20 protein-coding genes are annotated in these 16,440 nt (G+C 55.4%); 14 read left to right on the top strand and 6 right to left on the bottom strand.

Features of this window, described 5'->3' with window-relative positions:
- The first annotated feature begins 28 nt into the window (after positions 1 to 28).
- The gene (locus SCARR_RS12970; RefSeq protein ID WP_136061989.1) at positions 29 to 802 is read left to right on the top strand and encodes a transposase; all 774 of its coding nucleotides are present in this window, start codon (positions 29 to 31) and stop codon (positions 800 to 802) included.
- Positions 803 to 887: 85 nt separating this feature from the next.
- Positions 888 to 1,061, top strand: coding sequence for a hypothetical protein (locus SCARR_RS28175; protein WP_168433280.1), 174 nt, complete (start codon positions 888 to 890; stop codon positions 1,059 to 1,061).
- Between the two features lie 242 nt (positions 1,062 to 1,303).
- Here the strand turns inward: SCARR_RS28175 and SCARR_RS12965 are convergent, their stop codons facing one another.
- On the bottom strand, positions 1,304 to 1,645 hold the full coding sequence (locus SCARR_RS12965) for a hypothetical protein (protein ID WP_136061988.1): 342 nt from the start codon (positions 1,643 to 1,645) through the stop codon (positions 1,304 to 1,306).
- Positions 1,646 to 1,712: 67 nt separating this feature from the next.
- A complete protein-coding gene (locus SCARR_RS12960; RefSeq protein ID WP_136061987.1) occupies positions 1,713 to 2,654 on the bottom strand; it encodes a DUF4238 domain-containing protein in 942 nt (313 codons plus the stop codon).
- A 468-nt stretch (positions 2,655 to 3,122) separates the two neighbouring features.
- On the opposite strand from SCARR_RS12960, the gene SCARR_RS28170 reads away from it, so the two are divergent.
- From SCARR_RS28170 to fabF, 11 genes are all read left to right on the top strand, one after another.
- Entirely contained in the window at positions 3,123 to 3,263 is a 141-nt protein-coding gene (locus SCARR_RS28170) for a hypothetical protein (protein WP_168433279.1), read from the top strand.
- A gap of 148 nt (positions 3,264 to 3,411) precedes the next feature.
- Positions 3,412 to 4,170 (top strand): reverse transcriptase domain-containing protein, encoded by a 759-nt coding sequence (locus SCARR_RS12955; protein ID WP_136061986.1) that lies wholly within the window; start codon positions 3,412 to 3,414, stop codon positions 4,168 to 4,170.
- Positions 4,171 to 4,217: 47 nt separating this feature from the next.
- Positions 4,218 to 5,225, top strand: a complete 1,008-nt coding sequence (locus SCARR_RS12950) for a transposase (protein WP_136061985.1) — start codon at positions 4,218 to 4,220, stop codon at positions 5,223 to 5,225.
- 29 nt (positions 5,226 to 5,254) lie between these two features.
- Complete coding sequence (locus SCARR_RS12945) at positions 5,255 to 5,716, top strand: YceD family protein (protein ID WP_136061984.1); 462 nt, start codon at positions 5,255 to 5,257, stop codon at positions 5,714 to 5,716.
- An 18-nt stretch (positions 5,717 to 5,734) separates the two neighbouring features.
- On the top strand, positions 5,735 to 5,923 hold the full coding sequence (rpmF, locus tag SCARR_RS12940; RefSeq protein WP_136061983.1) for a 50S ribosomal protein L32: 189 nt from the start codon (positions 5,735 to 5,737) through the stop codon (positions 5,921 to 5,923).
- Positions 5,924 to 5,929: 6 nt separating this feature from the next.
- Positions 5,930 to 6,940, top strand: coding sequence for a phosphate acyltransferase PlsX (gene plsX, locus SCARR_RS12935; RefSeq protein WP_136061982.1), 1,011 nt, complete (start codon positions 5,930 to 5,932; stop codon positions 6,938 to 6,940).
- A 21-nt stretch (positions 6,941 to 6,961) separates the two neighbouring features.
- A complete protein-coding gene (locus tag SCARR_RS12930) occupies positions 6,962 to 7,954 on the top strand; it encodes a beta-ketoacyl-ACP synthase III (protein ID WP_136061981.1) in 993 nt (330 codons plus the stop codon).
- Complete coding sequence (gene fabD, locus SCARR_RS12925) at positions 7,954 to 8,859, top strand: ACP S-malonyltransferase (protein WP_168433278.1); 906 nt, start codon at positions 7,954 to 7,956, stop codon at positions 8,857 to 8,859. The genes SCARR_RS12930 and fabD overlap by 1 nt, the downstream gene beginning before the upstream one ends.
- A 9-nt stretch (positions 8,860 to 8,868) precedes the next feature.
- Positions 8,869 to 9,612, top strand: a complete 744-nt coding sequence (gene fabG, locus SCARR_RS12920) for a 3-oxoacyl-[acyl-carrier-protein] reductase (RefSeq protein WP_136061979.1) — start codon at positions 8,869 to 8,871, stop codon at positions 9,610 to 9,612.
- A gap of 37 nt (positions 9,613 to 9,649) precedes the next feature.
- Positions 9,650 to 9,886, top strand: coding sequence for an acyl carrier protein (gene acpP, locus SCARR_RS12915; protein WP_136061978.1), 237 nt, complete (start codon positions 9,650 to 9,652; stop codon positions 9,884 to 9,886).
- 85 nt (positions 9,887 to 9,971) lie between these two features.
- Positions 9,972 to 11,216 carry a beta-ketoacyl-ACP synthase II gene (gene fabF / locus SCARR_RS12910; RefSeq protein ID WP_136061977.1) on the top strand — a complete coding sequence of 415 codons (1,245 nt, stop codon included), beginning with the start codon at positions 9,972 to 9,974 and terminating at the stop codon, positions 11,214 to 11,216.
- 79 nt (positions 11,217 to 11,295) lie between these two features.
- On the opposite strand, the gene ribF is transcribed toward fabF, so the two are convergent.
- From ribF to rbfA, 3 genes are all read right to left on the bottom strand, one after another.
- Positions 11,296 to 12,222 (bottom strand): riboflavin biosynthesis protein RibF, encoded by a 927-nt coding sequence (gene ribF / locus SCARR_RS12905; protein ID WP_136061976.1) that lies wholly within the window; start codon positions 12,220 to 12,222, stop codon positions 11,296 to 11,298.
- Positions 12,223 to 12,297: 75 nt separating this feature from the next.
- The gene (gene truB / locus SCARR_RS12900; RefSeq protein ID WP_136061975.1) at positions 12,298 to 13,038 is read right to left on the bottom strand and encodes a tRNA pseudouridine(55) synthase TruB; all 741 of its coding nucleotides are present in this window, start codon (positions 13,036 to 13,038) and stop codon (positions 12,298 to 12,300) included.
- Positions 13,025 to 13,420: a 30S ribosome-binding factor RbfA gene (gene rbfA / locus SCARR_RS12895; RefSeq protein WP_136061974.1), complete on the bottom strand. Its 396-nt coding sequence runs from the start codon at positions 13,418 to 13,420 to the stop codon at positions 13,025 to 13,027. Before rbfA ends, truB begins: the two co-directional genes overlap by 14 nt.
- Positions 13,421 to 13,594: 174 nt before the next feature.
- Here rbfA and SCARR_RS12890 point away from each other — a divergent pair, with 174 nt between their 5' ends.
- The gene (locus SCARR_RS12890) at positions 13,595 to 15,706 is read left to right on the top strand and encodes a GreA/GreB family elongation factor (RefSeq protein WP_168433277.1); all 2,112 of its coding nucleotides are present in this window, start codon (positions 13,595 to 13,597) and stop codon (positions 15,704 to 15,706) included.
- On the opposite strand, the gene tsaA is transcribed toward SCARR_RS12890, so the two are convergent.
- Complete coding sequence (gene tsaA / locus SCARR_RS12885) at positions 15,671 to 16,378, bottom strand: tRNA (N6-threonylcarbamoyladenosine(37)-N6)-methyltransferase TrmO (RefSeq protein ID WP_136061972.1); 708 nt, start codon at positions 16,376 to 16,378, stop codon at positions 15,671 to 15,673. The genes SCARR_RS12890 and tsaA overlap by 36 nt on opposite strands.
- Positions 16,379 to 16,440: the final 62 nt, after the last annotated feature.

Here is a 16,440-nt window from a genome sequence, read left to right as displayed (position 1 = left end):
CCGGAGAGCCAACCCAAAATGGGTTGGAGTGAACGAAGAGAACGTCAACGAGGATTCCCGGGAGCTGGCGGAGTGCCTGCGCACCAGTCGCATTCCCCCGGCCTATGTCTGCCCCCGGGATCTGCGGCCGGCCCGGAAGCTGCTCCGCCGCCGCAACAAGTATGTGAAGAACCGGGCCGAACTCACCGGCCATTCGACTTGCGAGGTGATGGCTGCCGGAAACCAGCCGCTAACGATCAGTGCGAACAGCAAGGAGCGCTGGCGGGAAGGCATCCGGTCAAGTTTTGACAACCCGCTCGATTCGTTCACTGCCGAAATGGAGTTGTCCATCGTCGAGCGCTACGACGAGATCATTATGAAAATGGAGCAACGCATCGAAAAACATGCACGGGATTTCAAGCAGCAGGACTACCGGCTGCTGCGCACGGCTCCAGGCATTGGAAAAATACTGGCGCTGACCATCCTCTACGAAACCATCGACATTGAACGCTTCCCGACCGTGAAGGATTTCATCAGCTATTCCCGGTTGGTCTGCGGCACCAACGAAAGCGGAGGAAAGGACTTCGGCGGCAAGGGGCGCAAGATGGGAAACCCATATATGAAGTGGGCATTCATGCAGGCGGCCATCTTGGGCAAACGGGCCGACCCGAAACTCAATGCTTATTACGAACGGCTCGAACGCAAGAAAGGCAAACACACAGCCAACGCCATCATTGCCACCAAGATCGCTCGGGCCGTCTATTTCATGCTCGACCGCAAGACCGGCTTTTCAGTCGATCAACTCATAAAGGGCAGACGATGATTTAATTTATGCTTTTAAGGAGGCGGTGGTGATCCGGACGTTCTAACTGGGACAATAGAGGTCATCCGATGCACGGCATAATAAAATGGTTCGAATCCGAAGCAGCCGTGATGGAAAGAACCCGTACCCGTTCCGCTTGATTGGAACCGCCGCCTCCGGTTTTTATAGAACCTGTTTTGATAAGGAGCCGACCCTGTCGCAAGCCCGCACCAAACTGGACTCCGTCTTTATGGCGGACAACCGATGTTTTCTTGAATAGGTAGCGTGCAGGGAAGTACCGCATGATTTTCTGGGACGTCCGGAGCCATTGAGGCCGGACAGCCGCCACCCCGAAGTTTTGGGGAGATCTGGCCGCCTGAGCCCGCACGGTTGTTTGAGGGAGCCTTGCTCCACTCGCCCATGTAGAAATAAAAACGGCACAAGTCGAGACCAGGTTGGATTGTTCAATCGATAGTGGAAGTTGGTAAAAACACGAAGATTGGATTGGGGGATTTTTTGTCTTTACTCAGAAGGGCTTAATGGTGGTTCTGCTTGTTTTTCTGTTTCAGTTGATGGAACAATAAAAACGGGCTCTTGATAAGTGGGCATGTTTTCCAGAATGAAAAATGTAATTGCTCCATGGACAATAACTACGCTCAGAATCCGTATGATTGAATTTCTTTTCCAGTTAATGGGGAATGCTCTTCTTTCCACCAGTGAGCAGATGGATGCCCATGTGATCGGATAAAAAAGGTAGATCCCAAATAATATTGCAAGGCTGAATTTTGCGGACACACCCAACAAGACGAAAAACAAACAGAAGGTGACAATCTGAGCGATAATCCATGTTGTTTTTCTTTTCATCTTATTTGTGCAGAACGTCTCGAAGCAGCGTTTGGGAGCGGAGCGACCAATAAGCTGACTTCGCTTGTTAGCTTTTACATTGTTTCGCTTGCGTTTTCTCCCAAGAGTCTTCTGGCTCAATACCAGAATCAAACCAGCTGCCTTTTCTAATGTTACTGTTCGAAATGCAGTATTTGTCACAAAGACACCCAGTCCGGCGATTATACTCTTCAACCGCTTGATCATTATTAAGCTCCATGTACCCATCGTTCTGCTCGTTCCACGATATTAAAATGATTTGCTCGGGAGAAATAGGCAACGTAACCTCAGTTTTGCTTTGTCCGAGGCCAACATGACGGAAGAAGGGTGGAAGTTTGTGAATTTCTGGGTTAACCCATACGCAAGGCGAATCGGATGTAATGAAACTAGAAGACGTATTTGTTCCAATTATTGAAATATGCATTTGAGCCAATAGCTCTACTTGGGAAATCATCATTGGAAATAGCGAATTTTGCATTGGTTTTTCTGCAAGACTACGAACCTGCTCATGCGAAAGAGATTCTTCAGAACCAGATAAAGACGGTTGTGTAGCAATAAATCGCTCTCCTCCTTCTTTTGTCATTTGTTCAGCTAGTGAATCCATCATTTCCAGGGCTTTGCCCCACTGATTCTGCATATGATCGCGTTGCACTACAGTACGAGCCTTCATGGCGGCAACAAATAAAAGCAATTGGGATTTCTCATCAGGCACAAGGTCAATTCTGTTTGATAGTTTTTCGCGACGTAATCTAGCAAAAAAACCTTCAAGCCCGGAAAGGCCATGCTCTAGGGTCAAATCTCTTTCGCCCCCGCTCCCGTGAATGGTATACATCTCGCTTTCACAAAAAATGTTTTGCGGGGCTTTGTTTTTGGAAGCAGAACCATCCTTGGAAATCATCCATACATATGGCTCATGATTTTTTGGCGCGTCAGAATCACACCAGGCCTTGAGGTATGATTCAGGTATCCAGTGCTGTTTCTTGTGCTTCATGTTTTTTATTCGTAGCTAACGTTACACGTGACTTTCGGTGCTCATAAACTTTGACCGGATCAAACAGGCGTTGTCACCGTAAAGTCCATGTGCTGGTTGTGTGCCGGGCTTGCCCGGCTACTTGTTGGTGCGTTGCTTGTTTCGCGCTCCTCCGTAGATTGCGGAAGATCTTGCAAGATATGGAGGTGCGATACAAGGGATTAGTTCAACCCCGGGCCGAATGGTGGCTAGGGTAGCAGAGAGCAGAGCTTCAGTCTGTAAAGCTGGGGTGAAGGAAGCTTAAAGCAAATGCGCGGGCTGACGTACAGCAAGCGAATATAGGCAAAGTGCACGGGGACGAGGGAGCAACACATTCGGAAGTCCTGACCATTCGAATACGGCGCATTTTGTAGATTCGACAGTTACGCGTGGAAAGTAGCCGAGGAGTACCCCGGGAGGGCCATTGGTTCTTGCGGATAGATTGCCGGAATGAGATCCCCGGCTTACCAAGCTCTCGGCCTGGCCTGCGTCGACTTTGCGCAGGGCGGGAGCCGGTTGGAAAGAATCGGGACACAAAACCTCGAAGTCGATCTGCGAGTGAGCAACCCGAAAGGGAAGCTTATCGACTGATGGCAGTCAGCAGCGGGCGTAATAGGTGGTGTCGTGAGAATCGGATGCGGAAATGCGACCGGTTGAAGTGCGGCGGTATTAAAGGCCCAAACGGTGGGCGGGCACGGGGTGCCTGTTAAATGCGAGTATGAGTAGGACGAGGTGTTTTATGAATTCAGAGCAGATGCTTATGGGACTGGGCGCTTCGGAACTACGCCGTCGCGGGAATGCGGTCGTCGACGAGTTCATAGCAAACCGACTGGCCGAAAGTACGACGGGACAAGACCGCCTGATGGAATCCATCTGCGCGGTTGAAAATCGAAGATCCGCCCGGAAACGGGTGGAAAAGAATAACGGTGCTCCGGGAATAGACGGCGTGAAAGCGCGGGAATTGACCGGAGCGCTGAACCGATGCTGGGGCGCGATTAAAACGTCCCTGCTCGGAGGAACCTATGAACCGATGCCGGTGCGCCGGAAGACAATCGAAAAACCCGACGGGGGCACCCGTGACCTGGGGATTCCAACCGTGCAGGATCGGTTCGTGCAACAAGCGATGACGCAGGTTTTAACCGCCATCTATGACCATGCCTTCTCGGACAGCTCCTTCGGGTACCGTCCGGGACGCTCGCAGGCGCAAGCCGTGGAACGGGCGAGGGAACATGTTCAGCGCGGGGCAAACTATGTGGTGAGCATCGACCTCTCGAAGTTCTTCGACCGCGTAAACCACGACCGGCTCATGAGTCGGCTGGCCATGCGGATCAAGGACAAGCGGGTGTTGAAGCTCATTCGCGCGTTTCTCAACAGCGGTATTATGCTGGAGAACAACGAGATCACCTATCCGGGTGAGGGCACGCCGCAAGGCGGGCCACTCTCGCCGTTGCTCTCAAATATCGTGCTCGACGGAAAAGGGGTCAGACCTATGAAATGATGTTTTTCTTCCTTTCCCCCGCGCCCCCTTTCCATTAATTTCCTTCCATGCCTCGGAAGCCACGGATTGAATATGAAGGCGCGGTGTATCATGTGATGTGCCGCGGGAATGGCGGGGATGCCATTTTTACTGATGACTGGGATCGGAAGATCTTTATGGACACATTGGATGAGGCGTGTGGCCGCTGCGGTTGGCGGATACATGCCTTTGTGTTGATGGGCAATCATTATCACGTTTTGCTTGAGACGCCGGAGCCAAATCTGGTGGCGGGTATGACGTGGTTCCAGGGGACATATACCCAGCGGTTCAATGCCCGGCATAAACGATGGGGGCATCTGTTCCAGGGGCGCTACAAGGCGTTGGTGATCGACGGAGTCCGGAATGAATATTTTTCGACGGTTGCCGGCTATATCCATCTGAATCCAGCCCGTGCGCATTTGTTTGATTTAAAGACGGGTGCGTTGGAAGAATATTGCTGGAGCTCATTTCCTCTTTACTTTGATCCGTCACTGCGGCCGGAGTGGCTATGTGTGGAACGGGTGCTGGGCAGTTTTCAGTGGTTGGATAACTCAACGGGCAGAAGGCAGTATCAGCAATTCATGCAGTCGCGGGTGTTAGAGCTCTCGCTGTCTGATAATCCGGCCGAATATGATGTCGCATGGAAAGAGCTTCGCCGGGGATGGTTTCTTGGCGGCGAGACGTTTCGCAAGGAGTTGATGGGGCGGATCGACGATGTTATGGAGGGGCGGCAGCGCAGTTCGTATTCCGGGGAGCAGGTCATTGGCCATGATGTGTCGGAGGCGGAACGCCTTGTGTCGGCGGGCTTGGCGGCATTGGGTTTGACCGATGAAGCATTGGCTGGACTGCGAAAGAACTGTGCGGAGAAATATGCGATTGCCTGGCTGGTGCGACGAAATACCTGTGTGAAGAACCTGTGGATCAAAGCTCGATTGGAGATGGGAAAGGCGACGAACTTTGCGGCTTTTCTGAAACGCATGGACGCGGGCGAGTTTGGTTCTGAAAGTTTTGATCGGGTTAAAAACATTAAATCATAGGACTGACCCCTCGGGGAAAGGCATAGGCGATGAAGATATGGGTTGCAAGGATTCCGGAAGAGGGATCGAATTACACGGGTGCCGATCCGGCCGGGATCATAGAGCTTGATGGCGATCCTTTTGTGCGGAAGGCGGGGGATGTACAGTACGAGCTTTATGCGCAGCGGGTTTCGGACGAGCTGGTTGTGCGCGGAACGCTGGCGGTGGAGATGGAATTGCGCTGTGCAAGATGTTCTGAATTTTTCTCGACAACGGTGACCGTTTCCGATTTTCTACGCGCTTACTCCGCCCCCGATGGAACTGATTCGGTGGATATTACGGAGGATTTTCGTGAGGAGATCTTGTTGCACGTGTCCGGTTTTTCGGTCTGCAGCGATGAGTGCAAAGGGGTATGCGCACAGTGCGGAGCCGACCTGAACAAGGGGGCTTGCTCGTGTGAACCTAATGACGGTCCAAGCGCCTGGACGGGGTTGGACGAATTGAATTTGTAGAATGTAAGGAGGATTGCTATGGCAGTTCCAAAGAGAAAAACTTCGAAAAGCAAGACCGCGAGCCGCAAGGCCCAGAATATGAAGAAGCCGATTTCCCGTGCTTCAAGCTGCTCGCAATGCGGCTCTCCGGCGCTCCCGCACCATGCGTGCCCGAGTTGCGGCTATTACAACGGACGCCAAGTATTGACTGTTGCCACTGAAGAGTAGGCTCCCGTGCGTATCTCGATAGATGCGATGGGGGGCGACTACGCTCCTCAGGAAATTGTTGCCGGAACACTCCAGGCCGCTGAAAAGCTCAAGGGTCTGGAGAAGTTGTTTCTTGTCGGCGACGAAACCGCGATCAAGACTGAACTCGCCAAGCATAAAGGCGCTGTTCCGTCGTGCATTGAAATCGTGCACGCCTCGGAAGTGGTTGGGATGGGGGAGTCTCCTGCTGTGGCGATTCGCCGCAAGAAGGATTCCTCGATCACCCGCGCACTGGAGCTGGTCAAGGACGGCAAGGCCGACGCCATTTTTTCAGCCGGCAACACGGGCGCGGCTGTAGCCGGCGCTACGCTGAAGCTTCGGACCTTGACGGGTGTTGCCCGTCCGGCGATCGCCGCTATTATGCCGACGCCGAAAGATCCGTTTGTGTTGCTTGATGCCGGGGCCAATCCCGACAGCACGCCTGAAATGCTTCAGCAGTTTGCCGTGATGGGCAGCATTTATTCCCGCGAAATCCTTGGGGTCAAGAATCCGAACGTTGGGCTTTTGAGCATTGGAGAAGAGGCGGCCAAGGGCAACGAAACCACCAAGAAGACCTTTCGTCTGCTGGACGAGTCGCATCTGAACTTTAGCGGGAACGTCGAAAGCCGCGATCTTTTCAGCGGGAAAGTCAGCGTTGCCGTGTGTGACGGCTTTGTCGGGAATGTCGTGCTGAAGACCAGCGAGGCGGTGGCCAGCATGATTTCCAGCTGGCTCAAAATCATGTTCAGGGCCAACCCGGTGCGTATCCTCGGCTACTTTCTTTCCCGTGGCGTATTCAAAGAGATGCGTTCGCACGCCGATCCTTCAAGCCATGGCGGCGCTCCGCTGCTTGGCGCTAACGGAATCGTCATTATCGGCCACGGCTCGTCGAACGCGCACGCCACCTTCAACGGTATTCGCGTGGCTTCCGAGGCAATAGATCATGATCTAAACCATTTGATTGAAGCTGAGCTAGCGAGTATAAACCCCAAAACCTAGTATTTTTTACGGAACACTTGAATGGATTCCAGACGGACAGTTTCAATCATTGGAACGGGGTCGTACGTGCCTGAAAAGGTGCTGACGAATAAAGACCTCGAAAGCATTGTCGACACCACCGACGAATGGATTTATTCCCGTACAGGCATGCGCGAGCGCCATATTGCCGCCGCCGATCAAGCCACGTCCGATCTGGGCGCCGCGGCGGCAAAGAAAGCCTTGGCTGATGCCGGCATCGGGGCCGACGAGCTTGATCTCGTTATTGTGGCCACGCTTTCGCCCGACATGTTCTTCCCAAGCACGGCCTGCTTCGTGCAGGAAAAGATTGGTGCCAAAAACGCTTTTTGCTTCGATCTCGGGGCCGCCTGTTCCGGCTTCCTGTATGCTTTGGACAACGCCAAGAACCAGATTGCCTGCGGGGCCATTGATACCGCGTTGGTGATTGGCTCCGAAAAAATGAGCACCTTCATCGACTGGGAGGATCGTGGCACCTGCATTCTTTTCGGTGATGGCGCAGGAGCAGCTGTGCTGCGCGCCGGCGGCGAAGGCCGTGGTGTGATGCAATCGGCCATGGGATCCGACGGATCGCTGGCCAATTTGCTTTGGACGCCCGGCGGCGGCAGCCGCAATCCAATTTCCCAAGATGTGCTCGACAACAAGCAGCAGTATCTTCAAATGCAGGGCCGCGAGGTCTTCAAACATGCTGTGATCCGGATGACCGAGTCGGTTCTACAGGCATTGGAAAAGAACGGTTTGGAAGCCGATGATATTGGATGCTTTATACCGCACCAAGCCAACATCCGCATCATCGACGCCATCTCCAAGCGGCTCGGAGTTGGCGACCGCATGTATGTGAATGTGGATAAATATGCCAACACTTCGTCGGCCGCTTTGGCCATCGCGTTGGACGAAGCCACCAAGGATGGAACCATCCAGAAAGGCGATTTGGTTGTGTTGACCGTGTTCGGAGGCGGCTTTACCTGGGGTGCAAGCGTTTTGGAATGGGGGAAGTAATGAAAAGAGCAATTGTTTTCCCGGGACAGGGATCGCAAGTGGTTGGAATGGGCAGGGATCTCGCGGAAGCGATTCCGGAGTGCAAGGCGCTGTTCGATCAGGCGAACGACATCCTCGGCTATGATCTCGCAGGCATCTGCTTCGAAGGTCCGCAGGAAGAACTCAACAAATCCAACCATGCGCAACTGGGCATCTTTGTGGCCAGTGCAGCGGCGTTCAAGGCTTTGGAGCTCAAACAGCCGGATATTGAATACGACATTCTCGCGGGGCACAGCCTCGGCGAATGGACCGCGCTTTATGTGGCCGGCGCCGTCAGCTTTGAAGACACGATCAAGATTCTCAAGGCGCGCGGCGAATTCATGCAGGCGGCTTGCGAAGAAAACCCCGGCGCCATGCTGGCGGTGATGAACGTGGCCGGCGAGGTGCTGGTAAAGGTTGCGGAAGAGGCGGGCTGCCAGGTCGCCAACTTTAATTCGCTGGCTCAGACGGTGCTCTCCGGCACGGCCGAGTCGATCGACAAAGCTGAAGTTCTCTGCAAGGAAGCCGGCGCCAAGCGTGCCATCCGCCTGCCGGTGGCCGGTGCGTTCCACTCGTCGCTGATGCAGCCGGCTGCGGACAAGATGGCGGCCTTTCTGGCCGGCGTCGAGCTGGCGGAAACCAACGTTCCTGTGCTTTCGAACGTAACCGCCGGCTTTCACGAATCCGCCTCGATCTCTGATAACATGGTGAAGCAGATCACTTCATCCGTACAGTGGGTGGCTTCTGTGCAGCGGCTTGCCGCCGACGGAGTCGAAGAGATTGTCGAATGCGGCCCGGGCAAGGTGCTTGCTGGGCTCATAAAGCGTATTGACAAGGATGTCGCAGTACGTAACATCGGCCAATTAACCGATTTGGAAAAGGAATAGGGGAAATACATGTTTCAATTGAACGACAAAGCAGCAATGGTAACCGGCGCCGCGCGCGGCCTGGGACAGGCTATTGCAGTGAAGCTGGCGGAAGCCGGCGCAGACATCGCCCTGTGCGACCTCAATGCCGAATGGCTCGAGGAAACCGCCGAAAAGGTCAAGGCGCTGGGTCGCCGTGCCGAATGCTACGGCGTGAACGTGGCTGAAGGCGACAGTGTGACTGAAGGCGTAAAGGCCATCACCAAGGATTTTGGAAAGATTGACGTGCTCGTCAACAACGCCGGCATCACCAAGGACGGCTTGATCATGCGTATGAGCGAAGACGACTGGGATGCGGTTCTGAACGTGAACCTCAAGGGCGTGTTCCTCTGCACCAAGGCCGCCATGCGCGGCATGATGAAGCAGCGTTCCGGCACCATCGTGAACATTGCTTCGGTGATCGGGTTGATGGGCAACGCCGGCCAGGCCAACTATGCGGCCTCCAAGGGCGGCGTGATTTCTTTCAGCAAGACGGTCGCCAAAGAGCTGGCCTCGCGCAACGTTCGCTGCAATGCAGTGGCGCCGGGCTTTATCCGCACGGCGATGACCGATGCGCTGGATGAAGAAGTACAGAACAAGATGAAGGAATTGATTCCGCTCTCGCGCTTTGGCGAGCCGGAAGACGTGGCCAACGTCGTACTGTTTTTGGCAAGTGACGCCTCCGCATATGTTACGGGTCAAGTACTCTCGACATGCGGCGGCATGGTAATGTAGCATTTGTAAGTGTAAACCTAGGAAAAGGAGATTAGAAATGGCACTTGAAGATAAAGTAAAAGACATCATTGTTGAGCAACTCGGCGTTAACGCTGACCAGGTTACCCTCGAAGCATCTTTCATCGAAGACCTCGGTGCGGATTCCCTCGATACGGTAGAACTCGTTATGGCTTTCGAAGAAGAATTCGGCGCTGAAATCCCGGACGAAGATGCTGAAAAGCTGACTTCTGTCGGCGGTGTGATCAGCTATCTGTCAGAAAAGGGTTTCGAGTAATCTAGCTGAAGGGTTTTTTAATGGCCGGAACCGCTCGTGAGGGTGTTCCGGCCATTTCAGCATTTATTCAATTGAGGAGCGGGTTATGAGTCGTGAAGTAGTAGTTACCGGTTTGGGCGTGGTTTCGCCCATAACAAGTGAGCTTAACAGTTTTTGGGAAGGCATTAAGAACGGCCGGTCCGGAATCAGTCGCGTTGAAGCTATGACGGATATTGACCAATATCCTTCGCAGGTCGGCGGCGAAATACGCGACCTCGATATTGAAAAGTTTATTGACCGCAAGACCGCTCGCAAGATGGATCCGTTCTCTACGTGGGGCCTGTGCGCCGCGATGATGGCGGTTGAAGATGCCGGGCTTGTTTCCGAAGAGCTCGACCTGCAGCGCGTCGGCGTTATTGCCAGCTCCGGCATCGGCGGCATGCAGATCATGCAGAACGAATGCCTCAAGGCCTACGAAAAAGGGCCGCGCCGCATTTCGCCCCAGCTCATTCCGCAGATGATCACCAACATTCTTTCGGGTTATATTTCCATCGAATACGGCTTTAAAGGCCCCAATTTCTGTATCACCAGCGCTTGCGCTTCCGGCACGCACTCCATTGGTGAAGCCATGCGCATCATCCAATACGGCGATGCCGACGTAATGGTCGCCGGCGGCTCCGAAGCCTCGATTGCCATGCTCGGCGTCGGCGGCTTTTCCGCCCTGCGCGCCACCAGTCGCCGCAACGACGATCCGGAAGGCGCATCCCGCCCGTTCGACAAAGAGCGCGACGGATTCGTTATGTCTGAAGGCGCCGGCATTCTGGTTCTCGAAGAAAAAGAACACGCCTTGAAGCGTGGCGCAACAATCTACTGCGAGGCCGCCGGCTATGGCCGCACCGGCGACGCCTACCACATTACCGCTCCGAATGCGGAAGCCGATGAAGCGGCGCGCGGCATAGCGCTTGCCATTGCCGACGCCGGGCTCAAGCCCGAAGACGTCGACTACATCAACGCTCACGGAACCAGCACCCCGCTCAACGACAAGGGCGAAACGCTGGCCATTAAGAAGGCGTTGGGCGAAGAGATCGCCTACAAGGTTGCGGTAAGCTCCACCAAATCCATGACCGGCCACATGCTCGGCGCTGCCGGCGGTGTTGAGGCGGCGATTTGCGCTTTGGCGATCCGCGACAGCATTGCGCCGCCGACCATCAACTACACCACGCCCGATCCCGACTGCGACCTGGACTATGTTCCCAATACCGCACGGGAAATGAACATCGACGTGGCGCTGAGCAACTCGCTCGGCTTCGGCGGCCACAACGCCACCCTCTGCTTCAAGAAGATCAAATAGAGCTTCTAGAAACTGGATACGAAAAAGGCGCCCTGCATTTGCAGCGCGCCTTTTTTCGTATCCGTTCTGGAGGAAGAAGCTATGGGAAGACGGAGCGGATGGCTTGGAGGTCGGCGACGATCTGTTTCTTGAGCTTTTCGGCGTTCTCGAAGACTTCGTCGCCCCGGATGTATTTGAGGTAGCTGACTTCGACCTGCTGGCCGTAGAGGTCGATGTCGGTTTCGTCGAGCAAATGGACTTCGAGAACCTGAAGTTTGTTTTCGTGGAAGGTGCCGCGGTGTCCGATGTAGGCGGCCGCATTGTGCAGGTTGTGTCCGACGCGCAGCTGGGAGGCATAAATGCCGCGGGGCGGGAGTATGTCGTTTTCTGGTTCTATGTTTGCTGTCGGATAGCCGAGGCCTCTGCCGATTTTTTCGCCGTGAACTACTTTGCCGATGGTGCTGACAGGGCGGCCGAGCATGCCGGATGCATCTTCAAGGCGACCCAGTTTGACGGCTTCGCGGATGCGGGTGCTGGAAACGCGCTCTTCTTTCCAGCAGACGGATGGGTGGGCGGAGAAGAACATGTTGCGCTCGCCGCATAGCTTGGTGAGCAGTTCGGGGTTGCCGGAGCGGTTGCGTCCGAACGACCAGTCCTCGCCGACGGAGATGCCGGCGAGTTCGGGAATGCTGGAGCACAGGTTGTCGAAAAAGTCGACGGGCTCCTGCTTCATGAAATCGATGGTGAAGGGCTGGAGGATGCAGCCTCCGACGCCCATTTCCTGCAGCTGGCGGCTCTGCTGGCCGGTGGTGAAGATCAACGGCGGGGCGCGGTCGGGGCTGAGCACCTTGGCGGGGTGGGGGTCGAAGGTGAAGACCCAGGCTTCGCCGCCGATGGTCTGCGCGTGGTCAATGGCGACTTGGATCACGGCGCTGTGGCCGATGTGCAGGCCGTCAAAGCAACCCGCCGCCAGAATGACCGGCGCCTGGGTGTCGCTGAATTCTTCCAGTGCGTGAATGATTTTCATGGATGCCTAATGCGTAATGGGTAATGCGTAATACTACGGAGAGAGATGATTTGGACAAGAATTACGCATTACGGATTACTTGTTGTCCCCGGAGTGCAGCATGTCAGCCAAATGAATGATTTTTTCGCCGATGGTTACGCGGTCGCATTCGAGGATTTCGTCGAGCGTGTAGGCCTTGTCCAGATTGAGGGGGCCGGATTCGGTGCGGCGGAGCTCGTCGAGGCTGCCGCCGACGCCGAGGTCGTTGCCGAGGTCGTGGGCGAGGGTGCGGACGTAGGTGCCTTTGGTGCTTTTGACGCGGAAGGTGACGAGGGGGTTGTCGAAGGCGAGCACGTCGTAGCTGTAGATGTGGATCTTGCGCGGTTCGCGTTCGATTACCTGGCCCTTGCGCGCCATTTTGTATAGCGGGACGCCGTTCTTCTTGATGGCCGAAACCATGGGCGGGATTTGCTCGATGTCGCCGAGGTAGCTCTGGATGGCGGCTTCGACCTGTTCGCGGGTGATGTGCGAGGCGTCTTTTTCTTCGAGCACTTCGCCGTCACGGTCCTGTGAGTCGGTCGTTATGCCGAGGTGGATGACGCCTTCGTAGACCTTGTCGCCGCCCATGATGCGGTCGGAAAGCTTGGTGCCTTTGCCGATGAGCAGCACGAGCAGGCCGGTGGCCAGCGGGTCGAGCGTGCCGCCGTGGCCGACCTTGCTGAACTTAAAATGGCTGCGGACTTTCGCGACGACGTCGTGCGAGGTCCATTCGGTGGGTTTGTTGATGAGCAGGATGCCGTCGAACGGATCGGGCTCACGGCGTTTACGATTTCTCATCGGCACCTTTATCGTCCTTGAATGCGGTGGGGTTTTCGCGCTCCATTTCGGCGAGCATCTGGAGGATGTGGTCGCCTTCCTCGATGGATTCGTCGAGGATGAAGTGCAGGCGCGGGGTGTATTTGAGCTTCACGCGCTTGACCATCAGGCGGATGATTTCCTGGCGGTGGCGGTTCAGGTAGCCGATCATTCCATCGCGGTTGCTTTCGTGGCCGAAGATGGAAATAAAGACGTTGGCATCGCGCAGGTCCGTTGCGCATTCGACGCGCGTAACGGTGATGGCGGCCGTATCGAAATTGGTCTGCGAAAAGTTGCGGTGGATGTCTTCCGCAATCTCGCGCTTAAGCAACTCGTTGACTCGAACTAGACGTGGTGTGGGCATAGCCTCTCCTCAAAAGGGAGCTACTATAGGCAACCCGCCCTGAAAATCCGCAAAAAATTGAATATATTTGCGGGGCCGGCACCGGTCGGCCACTCTTGGGAAATCCGCGGAAAACGTTTTCCAGCCTTTGAAAAAACCGCTATGTTCACGCGCTTATTTAAGGAGATGTGTGCAATGGATTTGAGTGCAATTAACGAGGAATGGTTCACCGGACAGTTGGAGTCTGCTGAAATCGACGTGGCTGAAGTGGTCGGCGTGTTTGATGCAATGCTTCAAGAAGACCGCGGTTCCGAGGCAAAACCTTGGGCGCAAAGCCTGTTTCAGAAGCTGGCCGAGGCCGGTCTGGTTGATGGAGCGCTGCTGGTGCTGGAGTGGCTGGCGGTAAACCGGTCGGTGGACGATGCGAAGGGCGCGGTCAACAAGCTTCTTTCCAGCGACCGCAATGCGCTTAAAATGATTGAGCCGGCCGGGTTCGGCGGAAAGCTTCCGGTTGGGGAATGCTTCAAGCGCCTGCGGCATCTGCGCTCGCTCAAAGTCGGCATGCTTTGCTTCAACGCGACCTGGGGATTCGGCATTATTAAAGACCTCGACTATTTCTATCAGCAGCTCGAAGTCGATTTTGAGAACAAGGGCGAACACGAGATGTCGTTCTCCTATGCCGCCGAGGCGCTTGAAGTGCTCGACGAAGGGCATCTGCTGGCCATCAAGTACAACAATGCAGCCGAGCTGGAGCGCATGATCAAGGAAGAGCCGGCGGAAGTTGCCCGCATCACGCTTCGCTCCTACGGCAACATGCCGGTCACCCGCTTGCAGTCCACGCTGACCCCTTCGGTGTTTCCCGAGGCCAAATGGAAAAAATTCTGGGAAACCGCGCGTCGCGAACTCAAAATGGATGCTTCGGTGGAAATCCCCAAGAAGCGGTCCGACAACATTGTGCTGCATAAAAAGGCGATGGCTTACGACGACGAGTGGTTCGGCCTGATTACCGAGATCCGCGACATTGAAGAACTCTTCGACCGCTTTAACGAGATTATTGAAAAGAAGATTGATATCACGACTGATGCGGCCAAAGCCGCATTGGCCGAGCGCCTCGCCTTCATCATTAAAGGTGCGCCGTCGGGCCGACCGGAATGGAAGGCGCAGGGCTTCATCTTCGCCAGTATTTTTGAGATCGAGCCGGCGGACGTTGATACGGCTAAGCTGATTCACGATCTGATTGACGGCGATCTGGTTGTTATGCTCGACCGTCTGCCTTCGCGTCAGCTGCAGACGCTGCTGGCCATCATGATTGAAAACGACAGAGACGCCGTGATCGCAACGCTAAGCGAAGTGATTCCAGTCGTCAGCCACCCCGTACTGAACGAAGTGATGGCGGCCTTGATCTCCTGTGGTGCCGAGGAGGAGGTCCGCCAGATCATGACCGTTGCGGTGGCCAAGCGCACGGCCAGCGCACCGATGCTTCTGTGGGTGCAGCGCTCGGCGGAATATGTCGAGAAATGGGGGCTGATCACCAAAGGCGACCTAGCTTTCCGGATCCAGGAAGTACTCGAAGTCAACAGCATGGGAGCGATGCTCCGTGCGCAGAACCAGTTGCGCGAGCGTTTCCAGCAGGAAGGGTGGCTGCACGATGTGATGGACGCCATGACCGAGCAGCAGCGCCGCGACTTTCTCCGCCGCACCAATGAAGGGCAGGGGTGGGATGCACTCGATCGCAAATCGGTCATCGCCAAGGTGCTCCGCAAGTTCCCAGAGCTGCAGGACATTATTTTGCCATCGAAGAACGCGAATACGGTAAAAAGGCAGATTCCGCTCACTTCCAGTCGCAGCTATGTCGAACGGCAAAAGCAGCTTGAGCGCATTATGACCGTTGATATTCCGGAAAACTCGAAGGAAATCGAAGTGGCCCGCAGCTACGGCGACCTCCGCGAAAACGCCGAATTTAAATATGCCAAGGAGCGTCAGGGCCTGCTGATGGCTCAGGGCGCGCAGTTGGCGGAAGATCTCGAAAAGATCAAGCCGAGCGACTTTGCCGATGCTGAAACCGATGTGGTGGGCATGGGCACCGGCGTAGAGCTGGTCTATCCGGGCGGCGCCATGGAGACCTTCTACGTTCTCGGCGCATGGGACCAGGACGAAGTGCTGTCCATCATCTCCAGCGAGACTGCTCTGGCAAAAGCGCTAATGGGGCACAAAGAAGGCGAAATGCTGCAGGTGCCCACCGGCGAGTGCGAGCTTAAGGCAATTTTGCCGCTATCCGATCAGGTTAAGGCTTGGATCAAGGGATAGGACGGTCACCAGCGAGTTCGCCTCTTTCCAGCGGACTTCAAGATCGAAGACCCGGGTGCCGAATACGCGCCCGGGTTTTTCTGTTTGATAGGCCGGGCGCGGATTGAAGGCCAGCATGTCGCAAACCAGTTGCCGCAGGGCGGGGCGGTCTCTGTTTTCAAGGGTTTGGAGAGCGCGTTCTGCTTTGGGCGAAAACTCCACCCGGTTGACGGGCTCCGGCGCGGCGGCTGCAAAAGCGCCCAGTGCGTTCGGCAGGCTGTCCGCGTAGGGGATGTAGGGCTTGATGTCCAGCACAGGTGTGCCGTCAAGGAAATCACCTCCACCGAGTTTCAGCCGAATGCCGTCGATCTCCAGCAGCTCCACCACCGACAGTCCGATAGGATTGGGGCGGAAATTGGAGCGTGAGGCGAATACGCCGATCCGCTTGTTGCCGCCCAGCCGGGGCGGGCGCACGGTGGCCTTCCATTCGTCGCGCGCTGATTGATGGAAAACGAAGATGATCCAAAGGTGGGAAAATCCGTCCAGTCCCCGGAAGGCGTCCGGCGTGTTGTAGGGCGGTGCCAGCTCCAGCGTGGCCGTGGCGCTCTTGACGAGGCCGGGCTGGCGCGGGATGCCGAACTTTTCGCTGTAGCAGGAGCGGATGGTGGCGATGGAGTTAATGTTCATGGTCAAAACTTGTCGCAGCGCGGTGGGCAAGTCAATCCGGATGTTCTGTTGCGCAGAGAGGGCAATCC

It is taken from the genome of Pontiella sulfatireligans, from assembly GCF_900890705.1.
GTDB lineage: Bacteria > Verrucomicrobiota > Kiritimatiellia > Kiritimatiellales > Pontiellaceae > Pontiella > Pontiella sulfatireligans.
Note: the sequence above shows the minus strand (reverse complement) of the source record. Positions and strands in the feature narration are given on the sequence as shown.